Origin of the sequence: Streptomyces sindenensis (assembly GCF_014649035.1) — a bacterium.
Taxonomy (GTDB): Bacteria; Actinomycetota; Actinomycetes; order Streptomycetales; family Streptomycetaceae; genus Streptomyces; species Streptomyces sindenensis.
The window spans coordinates 163473-177694 of the sequence record NZ_BMSG01000002.1 but is presented as its reverse complement, the minus strand read 5'-3'; the positions used below and the strand labels follow the sequence as shown (position 1 = coordinate 177694).

Here is a 14222-nt window from a genome sequence, read left to right as displayed (position 1 = left end):
GCTCAGCCGATCTTCGCGTTCTTGTCGATGGTGACCTGGTCGATGTCCGACGTCCGTACCGTCACGTCGATCTTCCAGTCCCCGGCCATCGGAATCTGTACGGCGCTCGCCGACCAGTGCCCCTCGGCCAGCCGGTCCGGGACGACCGGCAGCGGGCCGATGTCCTTCGACTCCAGGGTGAGGGCGAGCTTCAGCTCGGGGACGTCCATGGGCTCGCCGTCGCTGCCGTCGATCCACACATGCAGATCGTTGGAGCCGGTCCGCCCGGGTTCGATGTCGATGCGGACGGTGCCCTTGCCGTTCTGGCCGCCGGTGTCGAACGGCATCTTCAGGTTGACGGGGCCTCCCGCGGCGGGAGCGCTCGCGGACGGGGTGCCGTTCGCGGCCTCCTCCTCCGTACGGCCCGGCTCGGTGGACGTCAGCATGGTGGTGACGGCCAGCAGGACGACGGCGACGGCGGCCTCGGCCAGGACCGAGCGGCGCAGCCCGGAACGCTCCGGGTCGGCGTCCCGTATCCGCTTCTTCTTCGTGGCGGTCAGGGCGGCCCGCTGCCGGGCCAGTTGCGCGGCGCGCTCGGGGTCGACATCGGCCGAGGCGTCCTCGGCCGAGGCGTCCTCGGTTCCGGATTCGGCCTCTTCCTCCGGAGCCTCTCGCGAAGCGACCGCCGGGTCCGTCAGCCGTCCCGTCCAGCGCCGGGAGAACCAGGCGACCGCGAGCAGGACGGCGATCAGCGCCACCTTGAGGATGAGCAGTTGCCCGTACCGCGTACCGGTCAGCGCCGACCAGGAGCCAACCTGCCGCCAGGACTGGTAGATCCCGGTCGCCGCCAGGACCACGACACTGCCGAACGCGACCGCCGAGAACCGTCGTACCGCCGCGCTCCCGATGTCCGGCGTCCGGTACAGCGCCACCAGCAGCGAGGCGAGTCCGCCGAGCCAGGCGGCGACGGCCAGCAGGTGGAGGATGTCCACCGGCATGGCGATGCTCGTCTGGATGCCGGTCGAGGCGTGCTCGGACATCGCCCAGGTGGCGGCGATGCCCGCCGCGACGACCCCGCCCCCGACGGCGAGTCCGAAGGTGAGGTCCTTCTTCTCGCGTTCGTCCTCGCGCCCCGCGTACGTACCGAACAGCACGGCGATGAACAGGGCGGCGGCCCCGAGCAGCAGCAGCCGGGAGACGAGGGCGGCGCCGGGCTTGGTGTCCAGGACGGACTGGAGTCCGGCGAGGTCGAAGGCGTCGGCGAACTTCCCGCTGCCGGTATACGGGTGGCGCAGCAGCAGCATGACCAGGGTCGCCGCGGTCAGGGTGAGCCAGCCGCGGACCACGAGCCGCTGCATCGGCAGGGCGGTGGCGCCGCCCCGCCAGCAGGCCAGGACGAACGCGCTGCCGCCGACGAGCAGGACGAATCCGCCGTACGCCGCGTAGCGCGCGATGTCGTAGACGACGCCGACCGGGCCGCCGCCCGCCTCCTGGGAGGGCAGGGCGACCGTGGTGTCGGACGGGGCGCCGATGGAGAACGTGAACGCGCCGGAGATCGGGTGGCTGTCGGCGGAGATCGCCTGCCAGGCCACCGTGTAGGTGCCGTCCGGCAGTCCGGAGTGGAGCGATACGCCGTAGCGGACGGTGCCGCCCTCCGACAGATCGCGCGGCTCGGCCTCGGTGTCGGCGCGCTTGCCGCTCGGGTCGAGGACCCGGATGGAGTCGTCGCCCACGGCGATCGCCTCGGAGAAGCTGAGGGTGACCTCCTTGGGCGCGGTGTCCACCACCGCCCCGTCACTCGGGTCGCTCCCGGTGAGGGCGGCGTGCGCGGCCGCCGGGCCCGCGCCGGCCAGCAGCAGCCCGAATACCAGGCTGACCAGCGCGGCGAGGAGCGCGGCGGCGGCGAGCGGCCGTCGTATCGGGGAGGGCCCGGCGTACGGGGCGGTGGCAGACATCTGGCGTCAGTCCCTCACTGCTTCTTCGGGTTGTGGGTGGTTTCCTTCACCGGCAGGTCGACCGTGATGGGGTCGGCCTTCTCGAAGTGCAGCTCGACGGAGACCTTCTCGCCCTGCTTGGGCTTCTGCTTGAGCTTCATGAACATGATGTGGCTGCCACCGCGTTCGAGATCGAGCTCGCCGTTCGCGGGCACCTCGAACGAGGAGACCTCGCGCATCTTCTGGTTCTTCGTCTCGTGGATCGTGACGTCGTCGGAGAGCGGGCTGGTCACCGAGGTGAGCCGGTCCGCGGTCCCGCCGCTGTTCTGTACGACGAGGAATCCGGCGGCCATGTCGCTGACCGGCTGCGGCATGAAGGCGCCGACGACCTTCAGCTCCGGCTCGCCGCCCGACCCGCTGTCCGACGAGCACCCGGCCAGCGCCAGCCCGGTGGTGAGGGCGAGGGCGCAGGCGAGAGCCGCGCGGCGGCGGTTCACGGAGCCTCCCCCTTGATCAGCTTGGGGAGGTCCTTCGCGTACTCCTCCGCTGAGGTGTCCTCGCCGTAGAGCACATACCCCTGGTCCGTCTTCGGGGAGAAGGCGATGACCTGGGCGCCGTGCATCGAGACGACGGTCCCGTCCTTCTCCTTCTTCGGCGCGTCGATGCCGATGCCGATCTGCCGTGCCCCGGCCTGGATGGTCGGGAAGTCGCCGGTGAGGCCGGTGAAGGTGGGGTCCTGGGCGGCGAGCCACTTGCCGAGCGAGGCGGGGGTGTCGCGCTCGGGGTCGGTGGTGACGAAGACGACCTGGAGCTTGTCCTGGTCGGCCTTGGGCAGCTCCCGCTTGGCGAGGGAGATGTTGCTCATGGTCAGCGGGCAGACGTCGGGGCAGTTGGTGTAGCCGAAGTAGATGAGCGTCGGCTTGCCCTTGGTCGCCTCGCGGAGGTCGTACTCCTTGCCGTGGGTGTCGGTGAGGACGAGGTTCGGCTTGGTGAACGGCTGGTCGAGGACGGTCGCGGCCTTGTCGTTCGGCGGGGCGCTGACGTCGGCGACGGCCGAGGAGCCCGCCTTGTCGTCACCGGTGCCGCAGGCGGAGAGGGCCAGTGCGGCCGCGGCGGCGAACGCCACGGCCGTCACTGCTTTTCTGTTGCGCATGGGAGAGATGTCCTGAACGTGGTGCGGGTGAGGGAGCCGGCCGGTCAGGCCGAACGGCGGCGTCCGGCGAGTACGCCGAACGCGACACCGGCGACACCGATGACGATGCCGATGATGCCCAGGGTGCGGGCGGTGGTGTCGCTGGAGGAGGAGGACGCGGCGGCGCTGGTCTCCTTGGTCGAAGCGGCGGTGTCGGCGGCCTTGTGGTCGTCGCCCTCCTTTGCGTCGTCGGCCTTCTTGGCGTCGTCGGCCGCGCCGCCACCGTGGTGGTCGTCGGCGGCGGCGGTCAGCTTCAGGACCGGGGCGGGGCTGTCGGGCTCCTCGCCGCCCTCGGTGGGCTCCTCGATCCAGCGGACGACTTCCTTGTTGTCGTACGTCTGGATCGCCTTGAAGACGAGCTGGTCGGCGTCCTCGGGCAGCGCGCCGACGGAGACCGGGAACTGCTGGAAGAAGCCGGGGGCGATCTCGCTGTCCTCCGCCGTCCAGGTCACCTTGGAGACGGCCTCGGTGATCTTGCGGCCGTGCACCTCGAGAGGCTTGTCGAGCTTGCTCTTGTCGATCGTGATCTTCCAGCCGGGGACGGCCTGCGGGGTGACGGAGGAGAGCGGGTGGTCGGCCGGGAAGTTCACTTCGAGCTTCACCGTCGAGGCCTGGTCGCGCTCGTTGGGGACCTTGAAGTTGAGCGTGGCGTATCCGCCCTTGGCGGCCTCGCCCACCGGCTGGACGCTGACATGCGCGGCGGCCGGGCCGGCGATCAGCAGGACGGTGGACGCGGCGACGCCGCCGGCGAGGGCGATACGGGAAAGCTTCATGGCAGGAATCTCCACAGGGAAACGGAACGTGGTGGTCCGGCGCGCGGTTGCGCGGCGGCATCACGACGCCTCGGGGGTGCGGTTCCGTGCGGGGCGCGCGCGTGCACAGGGAGGTGCGTGAGCGGCCCGCGGGGCCCGGTGGAGGCGTCGCGTCAGGCTGCGAGGGCGTACGGGGCCAACGGAGGCCCGCGCCTGATCACCAGGTGCTGCAGAGGATCCCCGGCGGTCGGCGGGGGGACGTCGTCGCCGTGGCGCGGAGCGCGCGGTCCGGCCACGAGCTGCTCACGCTCCCCGGCCCGCAGCGCGCGGACGAGGGCGAGCGCGGCGCGCAGGGACCGGAGCCGGGCCCCGGCCGCCAGTGCCTGGGCGCTGTGGGCGGAGAGCCGGGCCAGCGCGAAGAGGGCGATCTCGCCGCGGCGCAGCAGCCAGCCGGTGGCGAGCGCGACGAGGACGTGCGCCAGGAACATCGGCAGGCTCGGCAGCATCGCGGTGACCGCGGCGCAGACCTGGGCGATGCCCGAGACCCCGTCCGGTCCCGCCGAAGCCACGGCCTGGGCCGCACCGGACGTGCCGCCCGCCCCGGGATGGACGTGCGCCCCCGGGAGCGTCGACGGGTCGATGCCGGCCGAGGAGACGATGCGGTGGGCCTCGGCCGCGTTCAGCCGGACCGGTCCTTCACCGCACACGAGCCCGGACGCGAACCGGATGAGCGGGTTGTCGCCGCCCGTGGTCCCGGTGGCGGACGGGCCGCCGCCGTGGCTGCCGCACGCGAAGAGCACGTGGAGGAGGATCTGTCCGCCGGCCAGTGCGCCCACGATGCCCGGAAGGGAGCGTTCCCGTCCGGCGAGGAGGGTGGCGACGGCGAGGACGCCGAGGAACCCGGCGAGCAACGTCCACGCGGGGAGGGCCGTACCGGCGGCGAGCATGTGTCCGGCCGCGGACAGCACGACGCAGACCGCGGTGAACACCGTGGCCCTCATGAGCCGCAGACCGGCTCCGGCGCGTGCGCGAGGCGTGGACATGGCCGGGACATCATCGCACTGCGCCCCCGGGTGCCGTACGGCAGGTCCGGAAGATCAGGCTCCGTCCCCAACCGTGCTTGTTGCGCCTGTTCGCGGGGGATGTACGGACCGGGGGACGCACTTCAGGTGACCGGGCCGCGTACCCCCGGTCACCCGGGACGGGACTCCGGTGGCCTGCGACCCGGCCGGTCCATACACCGAGCGGCCGAATATCCGCATCCGCCGAACGAGGGCTCTCCCACCCGATCCGTGCTTACGAAGTGCCGAGGGCGGCAATACGTACCGATACGTCGAGCCGCAGCCAGGAGGCTGAAAGATGAGCATCTGGTGGTCTCTCCATTTGCGGCGCGAAGCCGCGAGCGTTCCGCTCGCCCGTCGTTTCCTGCTCGGCACCATGGAAACCGCGGGGGTGGATCCGGACATCTCCTTCGACCTGTCGGTCGCGCTCAGCGAGGCCTGTGCGAACGCCGTCGAGCACGGCGGCGACCGGACGGTGCCCGGGGATTCCGGGGGTTCCGGGAGTTCCGGGACCGGACGTCCCTGCGCGGACTCCGGGCAGTACCGGGTCACGGCCTATCTGGACGGCGAGAAATGCCGTATCGAGGTCAGCGACTCGGGGCCGGGATTTCCGTCCCGCCGCGCGCTTCGTCCAGCCGCGCATTCCCACCGGGCCGAGACCGAGGCCGAGAGCGGCCGGGGCCTCGACCTGATCCAGCAGCTCTCCGACCACGTCCAGTTCGGCAACCGACCGGGCCGCGGCGCGGTGGTGAGCTTCGACAAGGTCCTGAAATGGCGCGAGGGCGCGCTGCTCACGGTGTAGTGAGCGGCGCGCCCCGGCGCGTCTCGTACGGCAATGGTCGTTACGGCGATACGGAAGGGCTCAGCCCTTCAGCCGTGCCATCCAGGCCTCGACCTCGTCCGCCCGACGCGGCAGCGAGTCGGAGAGGTTCCGGTTGCCGTCCTCCGTGACGAGGATGTCGTCCTCGATCCGGACGCCGATGCCCCGGTACTCCTCGGGCACGGTCAGGTCGTCGGCCTGGAAGTACAGACCGGGCTCGACCGTCAGGCAGACGCCCGGCTCCAGCGTGCCGTCGACGTACGTCTCGGTGCGTGCGGCGGCGCAGTCGTGGACGTCCATGCCGAGCATGTGGCCGGTGCCGTGCAGGGTCCAGCGGCGCTGGAGGCCCAGCTCCAGGACCTTCTCCACGGACAGGTCGCCGAGCAGACCCCACTCGACGAGCTTCTCGGCGAGCACGCGCTGCGCGGCGTCGTGGAAGTCGCGGTAGGCGGCACCGGGCTTCACGGCGGCGATGCCCGCCTCCTGGGCCTCGTACACCGCGTCGTAGATCTTGCGCTGGAGCGGCGAGAACGTGCCGTTGATCGGCAGGGTCCGCGTCACGTCGGCGGTGTAGAGGTCGTTGGTCTCGACCCCGGCGTCCAGGAGCAGCAGCTCGCCGGCGCGGACCGCGCCGTCGTTGCGGACCCAGTGCAGGGTGGTGGCGTGCGGGCCGGCGGCGCAGATCGAGCCGTAGCCGATGTCGTTGCCCTCGATCCGGGCGCGCAGGAAGAACGTGCCCTCGATGAAGCGCTCGCTGGTCGCCTCGGCCTTGTCGAGGCTCTTGACGACGTCCTCGAAGCCGCGCGCGGTGGCGTCGCAGGCCTTCTGCAGCTCGGCGATCTCGAAGGCGTCCTTCACCAGGCGGGCCTCGGAGAGGTAGACGCGCAGTTCCTCGTCGCGCTCGGCGGTCACCTTGTCGGTGAGGGCGGCCTCGATGGACGCGTCGTGGCCGCGCACGTTACGGACCGGGCCGGTGGCCTCGGCCAGCGCGGCGGGCAGCTCGCGGACGTCCTTCGCGGGGATGCCCAGCAGCTGCTCGGCCTCGGTGAGGGAGTTGCGGCGGCCGACCCACAGCTCGCCCTGGCCGTCGAGCCAGAACTCGCCGTTCTCCCGGTTGGAGCGCGGCAGCAGGTAGAGGGTGGCCTCGTGGCCGGTGCCGCCGGTCGGCTCCAGGACGAGGACGCCGTCCTGGGTCTGGTCACCGGTGAGGTACGCGTACTCGGTGGAGGCGCGGAAGGCGTACTCGGTGTCGTTGGAGCGGGTCCTCAGGTTGCCCGCGGGGATGACCAGGCGCTCGCCGGGGAAGCGGGCGGAGAGCGCGGCGCGGCGGTTCGCGGTGTGCTCGGCCTGGGGGATCGGCTGGAGGTCGTGCAGCTCCGTGTCGGCCCAGCCCGACTTCATGTTCTCGGCGAGCTCGTCGGAGACGGCCGGGTAGAGGCCGTTCTTCCGCTGCTTGATCGCCTCCGCTGCTTCGTTCTCTTCGGTCTCCTGCTCCGGGGTCTCCGGGATGAGCTCCTCAGACACGATTTGTCTCTCCTTGATACGACACTGGACCATCACCCATCGTACGGGCGTACGGAAGGGGGCCCAGGGCCGAAGGACCTGTTACCGGAGAGCGCGCCGGGCAGAGCTTCGCGGGGCCGCCGGAGGTCAGTCGAAGTGGGCGGCGAGGATCACGACGTCCTCGGTGGAATCGCTCCGGTCGAGGCCGTCGGGGAGCACCGTGCGCAGGACGTGGTCGGCCACGGCCGCCGGATCGTGCCGGTCGGGCTTCGGTACGGAGGCGGCGGCGGAGTGCAGCCGGGCGAAGGCGCGGTCCATCGCGTCCCCGGTGCGGCGCAGCAGCCCGTCCGTGTAGAGCAGCACCGTTTCGCCAGGTGCGGGGCTGAACTCCACGCTCGGCGCCTCCCAGCAGGCGAGCATCCCGAGCGGGGCGGAGAGCGTCGTCTCGACGTACTCGCAGCGCCGCTCGCCGAGGATCAGCGGCGGGGTGTGCCCGGCCCCGGCCAGCACGACCTTGCGGGCGGCGGGCTCGCAGTAGGCGAACAGGGCGGTCGCGGTCCGCGCGGGTTCGGTGAGCCGCAGCAGCAGTTCCAGGTCGGAGAGTACGGCGACGGGGTCCTCGCCCTCCATCACCGCGTACGCCCGCAGGCTGGCGCGGAGCCGGCCCATGGCGGCCATCGCGCTCGGCCCGGACCCGCCCACGGAGCCGACGGCGAGGCCGAGGGCGCGGTCGGGCAGCGGCAGCGCGTCGTACCAGTCGCCGCCGCCGTGGGGCCCTGTGCGGTGCCGGGCGGCGAGCTGGACGCCGGGGATCCGGGGGAGCCGGCTGGGCAGCAGCTCCTCGGCGACGGCGGCGACGTCCGCCCGGGCGCGCTCCAGCTCGATCAGGCGGGCCAGGTGCTCGGTGGCGTAGCGCGCGTAGAGGCCGGCGAGATGGCGCTGCTTCTGCGCGGGCGCGGCCGGTTCGTCGTAGAGCCAGAGCGCCGCGCCGAGCCGGCCCCTCGCCTCGGAGGCGAGGGGGAGGGCGTAGCTCGCGGCGTAGCCGAGCCGGGTGGCGACCTCGCGGTGCCGGGGGTCGAGGTCCTGCTCGCCGAGCAGGTCGGGGCTGGTGATCCCGTCGGCCGTGTCCGGCAGTCCGTCGAGGACGCGGCCGAGCGCGGTGGCCGCGCGCGGCACGGTCTCGATGTGCCCGAGTTCGGCGTGGGTGAGCCCCAGGCCGCGCGTGGCGGAGGGGCCTTCGCCGTTCGCCGGTTCCAGAACGAGAAGTCCGCGGCGGGCTCCGACGAGGGCGGCTCCGGCCTGCAACAGCTCGTTCAGGGCGGTTTCGAGGGTGCTCGTCCCGGCCAGCCGCTCGGTGAGTTCGTGCAGGGTCGTCAGGTCCGAGACCCAGCCCGCCAGGCGGTCCTGGAGGAAGGCTCCGGGCGGTCCCGGGACCTCTGTCAGGGGTGCGGGAGTGTGCGTTGAAACCGGAACCTCTGGATCGATTCCAGCCACTTTCGGCAGGTGTGGGGCGCTCATGGCAGCCAGCTTTCCGACCGGTGCGATTCGTCGAATAGCATCGCAAACCCCCATGTGATTCTGCGCCACTATCAGTGCATCCACATGTACACGCACAAGTAACCCGATGTCCAGCATTGTCCCTTCGGGGACCGGGCGATTCGTGCTCTCCCAGTGTGGGTTAACTTGGCCAAAAAATGCACCCTACGGACGCTATTTACGATCGACTGGGGCCGTTCGACAGGGGTACCTCCGGGGTCAGGTCGCCGGAGGAGCGTCATCCCGGGCATGCTGGGTACGTAAACGGTGATGCGCGGGTGCGGTTGTGATCGCCCAGGGAACCCGGCAGCGGGTTCGGGCGTCCTCACCCGTGAACGTGACGCCCCCGCCCCGGACGGCGGGGTTCGCACCAGGGACGGCAGGCGAGGCGCAGGCCACCCTCGCCCGGCGACCGCCAGCCCGGCTCGACCCGCTCGGTTCGACCCGCACGACTCCGCCGGAGCAGCACGACTCCGCTCGGTCGGTGAGGCCCTGTCCGGTTCGACTCCGCTCGACTCTGCTCAGTTCGGCTCGGTTCGGCTCTGCTCCACCCCAGATCGGTTCTATTCGGATCGGTTCCACTCGGCTCGGCTCGGCTCACGCTCGGTATCGACGGCACGCCCGTACCGCAGAACTGATGAGCACGTACGCACAGCGAAGAGATACGCACGTGGTGTCACACACACGTGGTGTCACGTGGACTCGGCGTTCAACGGAAAGGAACGAGCGCTCATGCGCGAGATCCTCGGAAGGCGACGCAGGCTCCGGCTCCGGCGCAAGGAGGCGACCGCCCGGCTCGACGCGGCCCTGACCTGCGCCACCGTATGGCAATGGCCCGTGCTTCCCGGAGTGGGGACGGCGCATCCCGCCGCCCCGAACGGCGAGAGCGCCGGCCCCGGCCTCGGCTGCGCCTGCCCCGAACCCGACTGCGCCGTACCGGGCGCGCACCCCTTCGACCCCGGCCTGCTGGCGGCCACCACGGACGAGCGCATGGTGCGCTGGTGGTGGACCAACCGCCCCACCGCCCCCGTACTGCTGGCGACCGGCGGACGCGCGCCCTGCGCGGTGAGCCTGCCCGCCGTGGCCGGCGCCAGAGCGCTGAGCGCCCTCGACGCGCTGGGCATGCGGCTCGGCCCCGTCGTGGCGACGCCCACCCGGTGGTCGCTGCTGGTGGCCCCGTACACCCTGGAACGGCTCGGCGAACTGCTGTACGCGAAGGACTGGGTGCCCAGCTCGCTCCGGTTCCACGGCGAGGGCGGCTATCTCGTTCTGCCGCCGTCCCGGACCGGCGCGGGCCAGGTCCGCTGGGAGCGGCCCGGGGGGCCGCTCGGAAAGTCCGCTTCCGCTGCGGCCCCGGTGTCGCGAGGGCGAGCGGAGGGCGGCGCTCCGGCGGCCGCGGCCCCTTGGCTTCCGGATGTCGAAGCGGTGCTGGACGCCCTGGTCGAGGCGAGCACCGGGGCACCGGGCGGGGGCAGTCGGCTCGCCTACTGACCTCCTGGGGCTTCGGGCGGGGCGGTCCGGCGTCCGGCTCACTCGAACGGGTGTGAGCCGGACGGGATCCGAGGTAATCGGGTGCCGGGCGCCCCGGCGGCACGCATTCCGTCGATATCGTCGGCCTGTCGTCAGTCCTTCGTCGGTCTGCCGTCAGTCCGTCGTCAGGAATTCCGCGCAGTTGCCAGGTGGGGCCCACCATGAATCTCCGCATGATCGGTCTCACGGCAGCCGCGGTGTGCGGAAGTCTCGTTCCGCTGGTTGCTTCCGCGCACTCGGCCGTTGCTCCGGATGCCGTATCGGCTGGTCCGGACACCGGGAAATCATCTGCCGGACCGCCAGAAAGTCATAGGCCAAAGGTTTCTGATCCGCTCTCCGGAGATGATTCCGCCTCCTCTTCTTCGGCATTGCCGAAATCACCATCGGAAATGAGCACGGAAGCCGGTTCCCTGTCTGAGTTTGATCGGTCGGGCGCGGCGGGGCTGGAGCGGTCGGGCGCGGCGGGGTTCGACCGGTCGGGTGCGGCGACGGCCCGGTGCGGGCCCGAGGTCGTCGCACCGGAGGGGGTCGAAGCGCAGACCTGCGTCATGGCCCGGGGGGACACCGTGTGGGCGCGCGTCTACTACCGGAACACGACCGGTGAGGAAATCCGTTCCGTGCTCACGCTGATGGGTCCGGGCGGGCGGACCGTGGAGTTGCACTGCGCGCCGGCCGCGCACGACGAGCCGGGCATCTGCGAGACGCCGGGCGTCCCCTCCTCGGGCGCGCCCGGATCCGCCACGGCGATCGCGGAGTTCGTGGGCGCGGGGCCGGTGGAGGAGGCGCCGCTGCTGCTGCGCGCCGGATCGGAACGGGCCCCGGCCGCCGGCGGCTGAGATGCGCGCCCGGGGGTGTCACGGGGCGGGCCGCAGCCGGAAACGAGGACGCCCGGTCGCTGGCGACGGGGGATGCACCAGCGACCGGGCTTCTAGAACCGTAACAAGAGATCTGCTGTTCGCAAATTCGATCTCGCCTGTAGGGACGCCTATTTACTTACGAGTACGGCGAGTTGTGACGCGGGTCACCGTCTGCGGCGTCCCGATGTCACTGTCAGCTGAGGGTCACCTGACGGTTGGTGAGACCGCCCCGGGCGCGCCGTTCCTCGGCGGTGAGCGGGGCGTCGGACGCGAGCGCCGCGGCCAGTCGCTCGGCGAACTCGACGGCGGGCTTCTCGCACGCCTCGGCCCCCATCGAGCTCGGCAGGTCCCAGACGGGCACCACGAGACCGTGCGCCCGGAACGACCCGACCAGCCGGGTGTCGTCGCCGAGCGAGGAGGTGCCCGCGGCGTGCAGCCGGGCGAGCGCGTCGAGGAGCTGCTCCTCGGGGTGCGGCATGACCCAGCGCAGGTGGTTCTTCTCCGGGGTCTCGCACCAGTACGCGGCGTCGACGCCGGAGAGCAGCGTCGTCGGGATCGCTGCGGCGTTCGCGCGCTCCAGCGACGCGGACACCTCGGCGGTGGCGTTCTCCGCGTCCGGCACCCAGAACTCGAACCCGGAGTGCACTTCCGGCTCGAAGGCGGCGTCCGGGGCCAGGAGGTCCTGGAGGCGCGGACCGTCGGCCGGTACGCGGCGGGCGGCGACCGGGGAGCCGGGCTCGGCCTCCAGGGCGCGCTGGAGGGTGTCCGCGAGGTCGCGGCTGAGGTCGCCGGAGGAGGTGTCGTTCTGCAGGGCGAGCAGGACGGAACCGTCGTCGCGGCGCAGCGCCGGCCAGGCCATCGGCAGGACCGTCGCGAGCTTCACCGACGGAACCCCTTCGGGCAGCCCGTCCTTGAGGGTCAGCTCGACCGTGGCGGCGGGCACCAGCTCGCGCAGCGCGACCCAGTCGCACTCGCCCGCCAGTCCCTCGAAGGGGCGATGCACGAGCTCGGTCACGGCCTGGGCGGCGGCGCGTCCGTGACACGCCTTGTAGCGACGGCCCGATCCGCACGGGCAGGGCTCACGGGCCCCGACGACCGGAATCTCACCGTCCTTGAGCTGCTGCTTCCCGGCCTTGGACTGAGGGCGCTTCTTGGCCATGGTGGGCATTCTCCCGATTGCGACAGTGCGGACTCGGCGCGAGCCTAGCCGCCCGGGGAGCCGTGCCCCGCCCACGTACGCGATCGGGCCCTGGGGGCCCCGCTCTCAGCTCACGTCGTCGAGGACGTCGGAGAAGTCCAGGCCCTCGAACCCGGTGAGCCCCCCGACCCCGTGCGCGGACACACCGTTCGTACCGCGGCCGTTCCTGTCGGAGCCGTTCGTCGCGGAGCCGTTGGCGGCGGATCCGTTGCCTGCGAGGCCGGGCGGCTTCTTCGAGGAGACCAGGGCCCAGACGGTGACCTCGCCGGGGGCATCGTCCCGTACGCCCCACTCCTGGGCCAGGGCGCTGATGATGTTGAGGCCCCGGCCGCCGCGTGCCGTCACCGACGGGGTGGCCGGAACCGGGCGGGTCGGGCCGCCGCCGTCCGTGACCTCCACGGTGAGCCCGCCGCCGGTGTCCACCCGCCAGGCGGCGCGGATGTCCCCGTCGCCGACATCGGTGTGCCGGCCGAGCGGCCTGCCGTGTCGGCAGGCGTTGCTGAGAAGTTCGGAAAGGATCAGAACAGCGTCGTCGACGACCGCGTCCGACACCCCGTTGCCGCGCAACTGCTCACGCATCCGGTGTCGTGCCTGCCCCACGCCGGCAGGACCATGAGGAATGGCCATGCTCGACGACGCGGGCACCTCTTGTGCCACCACCAACGCCACCCCCGAGACCTCCTTTGCCCCACGCCACGGGTTGGATGCCCCACTGGGCTGGACCGGAAACCGGCCAATGCGCTACGGGTGACGCACTCGTCACGACCGAACGCGCAGCGAATGCGCCGGAGCACACCCCGTAACGGCCGAGGTCGGAGGCTTGACGGGTACTTATCCGCCCTAAATGCGCCCGAGTTGGGACAGAACCTGCTTCGGGCGATTGGTGATGATCGCCTCGACGCCCAGTTCGGCGCACAGCTCGACATCGGCGGGTTCGTTCACGGTCCACACGTGCACCCGGTGCCCCGCACGGTGCAGCCGTTCGATGTATCCGGGGTGGCTGCGCACGATCCGCATGCCGGGCCCCGCGATCCGGGCCCCGGCGGGCAGCCGTCCGTCACGCATGCGGGGGGAGACGAACTGCATCAGGTAGACCGTGGGCAGAGTGGGGGCGGCCGCCTGGACGCGGTGGAGGGAGCGGGCGGAGAAGCTCATGATGCGGAGGGGTGGGGGCCCGTCGGCGGGCGGCTCGGCCAGCCCGAAGCGCCTCAGCAGGTGCAGGAGCCGCTCCTCGACCTGCCCGGCCCAGCGGGTGGGGTGCTTCGTCTCGACGGCCAGCTGCAGATCCCGCCCGGTGGCCCGTACCTCGGTGAAGAGCTCCAGGAGCCGTTCCAGGGTGAGTACGGAGGTGAGCTCGCCCGGCACCGGATCCCAGTCGGGCGACTCCTCCCGGTCCTTCCAGGAGCCGAAGTCGAGGGCGGCGAGGTCGGCGAGCTCCAGGGCGGACACGGCGCCGCGCCCGTTTGAGGTGCGGTTCACCCGTCGGTCGTGGACGCAGACGAGATGGCCGTCGGCGGTGAGCCGGACATCGCATTCCAAGGCGTCGGCACCGTCCTCGATCGCCTTGCGGTAGGCGGCGAGGGTGTGCTCGGGGGCGTCGTCGGAGGCCCCGCGGTGGGCGATGACCTGGATGGAGGTGTGCGCGCTGCGCTGCCGTGCGTGGGTCACCCGCGCCATGGTGTCACCGTCGCTGGGATGGCTGAGCACATGTCACCCTGGGGGTCCGTTTTGTCGGATGTAAAGATTGGTGTGCGGATGCACAGGTCCTGCTTACAGTGGCCCGACGTGTTGTGGGAAAAGCTGACTGCAGACACGTGCACAGCGGGTTTCTTGCCGAATGCCGACTGGATGCCGAGTGGA

13 protein-coding genes are annotated in these 14222 nt (G+C 71.6%); 3 read left to right on the top strand and 10 right to left on the bottom strand.

Translation table 11 applies throughout. The features are described from left to right. Positions 1-2 precede the first annotated feature (2 nt). From IE145_RS04080 to IE145_RS04060, 5 genes are all read right to left on the bottom strand, one after another. Positions 3-1934: a copper resistance CopC/CopD family protein gene (locus tag IE145_RS04080; protein ID WP_189518883.1), complete on the bottom strand. Its 1932-nt coding sequence runs from the start codon at positions 1932-1934 to the stop codon at positions 3-5. Between the two features lie 14 nt (positions 1935-1948). Further along, the gene (locus IE145_RS04075; RefSeq protein WP_189518882.1) at positions 1949-2410 is read right to left on the bottom strand and encodes a copper chaperone PCu(A)C; all 462 of its coding nucleotides are present in this window, start codon (positions 2408-2410) and stop codon (positions 1949-1951) included. Next, positions 2407-3066 (bottom strand): SCO family protein, encoded by a 660-nt coding sequence (locus tag IE145_RS04070; RefSeq protein WP_189518881.1) that lies wholly within the window; start codon positions 3064-3066, stop codon positions 2407-2409. The genes IE145_RS04075 and IE145_RS04070 overlap by 4 nt, the downstream gene beginning before the upstream one ends. Before the next feature lie 44 nt (positions 3067-3110). Then, the gene (locus IE145_RS04065; RefSeq protein WP_189518879.1) at positions 3111-3878 is read right to left on the bottom strand and encodes a YcnI family copper-binding membrane protein; all 768 of its coding nucleotides are present in this window, start codon (positions 3876-3878) and stop codon (positions 3111-3113) included. Between the two features lie 152 nt (positions 3879-4030). After that, entirely contained in the window at positions 4031-4900 is an 870-nt protein-coding gene (locus IE145_RS04060; RefSeq protein WP_189518877.1) for a hypothetical protein, read from the bottom strand. A 316-nt stretch (positions 4901-5216) separates the two neighbouring features. Here IE145_RS04060 and IE145_RS04055 point away from each other — a divergent pair, with 316 nt between their 5' ends. Then, on the top strand, positions 5217-5720 hold the full coding sequence (locus IE145_RS04055) for an ATP-binding protein (protein ID WP_189518875.1): 504 nt from the start codon (positions 5217-5219) through the stop codon (positions 5718-5720). Between the two features lie 60 nt (positions 5721-5780). Here IE145_RS04055 and IE145_RS04050 read toward each other — a convergent pair whose 3' ends face one another. Beyond that, positions 5781-7262, bottom strand: coding sequence for an aminopeptidase P family protein (locus IE145_RS04050; protein WP_189518873.1), 1482 nt, complete (start codon positions 7260-7262; stop codon positions 5781-5783). Positions 7263-7388: 126 nt separating this feature from the next. Continuing rightward, complete coding sequence (locus IE145_RS04045; RefSeq protein ID WP_189518872.1) at positions 7389-8876, bottom strand: PP2C family protein-serine/threonine phosphatase; 1488 nt, start codon at positions 8874-8876, stop codon at positions 7389-7391. A gap of 633 nt (positions 8877-9509) precedes the next feature. On the opposite strand from IE145_RS04045, the gene IE145_RS04040 reads away from it, so the two are divergent. After that, on the top strand, positions 9510-10268 hold the full coding sequence (locus IE145_RS04040) for a bifunctional DNA primase/polymerase (RefSeq protein ID WP_189518871.1): 759 nt from the start codon (positions 9510-9512) through the stop codon (positions 10266-10268). Between the two features lie 428 nt (positions 10269-10696). Then, the gene (locus IE145_RS04035; protein WP_189518870.1) at positions 10697-11143 is read left to right on the top strand and encodes a hypothetical protein; all 447 of its coding nucleotides are present in this window, start codon (positions 10697-10699) and stop codon (positions 11141-11143) included. A 214-nt stretch (positions 11144-11357) separates the two neighbouring features. On the opposite strand, the gene IE145_RS04030 is transcribed toward IE145_RS04035, so the two are convergent. The 3 genes from IE145_RS04030 to IE145_RS04020 form a co-directional block, all read right to left on the bottom strand. After that, positions 11358-12323, bottom strand: a complete 966-nt coding sequence (locus IE145_RS04030) for a DUF5926 family protein (protein ID WP_189518869.1) — start codon at positions 12321-12323, stop codon at positions 11358-11360. 105 nt (positions 12324-12428) lie between these two features. Then, on the bottom strand, positions 12429-13031 hold the full coding sequence (locus IE145_RS04025) for an ATP-binding protein (RefSeq protein ID WP_373296567.1): 603 nt from the start codon (positions 13029-13031) through the stop codon (positions 12429-12431). Between the two features lie 171 nt (positions 13032-13202). Continuing rightward, positions 13203-14039: a glycerophosphodiester phosphodiesterase gene (locus tag IE145_RS04020; RefSeq protein ID WP_189518868.1), complete on the bottom strand. Its 837-nt coding sequence runs from the start codon at positions 14037-14039 to the stop codon at positions 13203-13205. Between the last annotated feature and the right edge of the window lie 183 nt (positions 14040-14222).

What these genes read in the sequence shown, in the direction of transcription:
- IE145_RS04065 (WP_189518879.1), bottom strand. Translation starts at nt 3,878, where the DNA reads ATGAAGCTTTCCCGTATCGCCCTCGCCGGCGGCGTCGCCGCGTCCACC.
- IE145_RS04060 (WP_189518877.1), bottom strand. Translation starts at nt 4,900, where the DNA reads ATGTCCACGCCTCGCGCACGCGCCGGAGCCGGTCTGCGGCTCATGAGG.
- IE145_RS04020 (WP_189518868.1), bottom strand. Translation starts at nt 14,039, where the DNA reads ATGGCGCGGGTGACCCACGCACGGCAGCGCAGCGCGCACACCTCCATC.
- IE145_RS04030 (WP_189518869.1), bottom strand. Translation starts at nt 12,323, where the DNA reads ATGGCCAAGAAGCGCCCTCAGTCCAAGGCCGGGAAGCAGCAGCTCAAG.
- IE145_RS04080 (WP_189518883.1), bottom strand. Translation starts at nt 1,934, where the DNA reads ATGTCTGCCACCGCCCCGTACGCCGGGCCCTCCCCGATACGACGGCCG.
- IE145_RS04045 (WP_189518872.1), bottom strand. Translation starts at nt 8,876, where the DNA reads ATGCTGGACATCGGGTTACTTGTGCGTGTACATGTGGATGCACTGATA.
- IE145_RS04070 (WP_189518881.1), bottom strand. Translation starts at nt 3,066, where the DNA reads ATGCGCAACAGAAAAGCAGTGACGGCCGTGGCGTTCGCCGCCGCGGCC.
- IE145_RS04035 (WP_189518870.1), top strand. Translation starts at nt 10,697, where the DNA reads ATGAGCACGGAAGCCGGTTCCCTGTCTGAGTTTGATCGGTCGGGCGCG.
- IE145_RS04040 (WP_189518871.1), top strand. Translation starts at nt 9,510, where the DNA reads ATGCGCGAGATCCTCGGAAGGCGACGCAGGCTCCGGCTCCGGCGCAAG.
- IE145_RS04055 (WP_189518875.1), top strand. Translation starts at nt 5,217, where the DNA reads ATGAGCATCTGGTGGTCTCTCCATTTGCGGCGCGAAGCCGCGAGCGTT.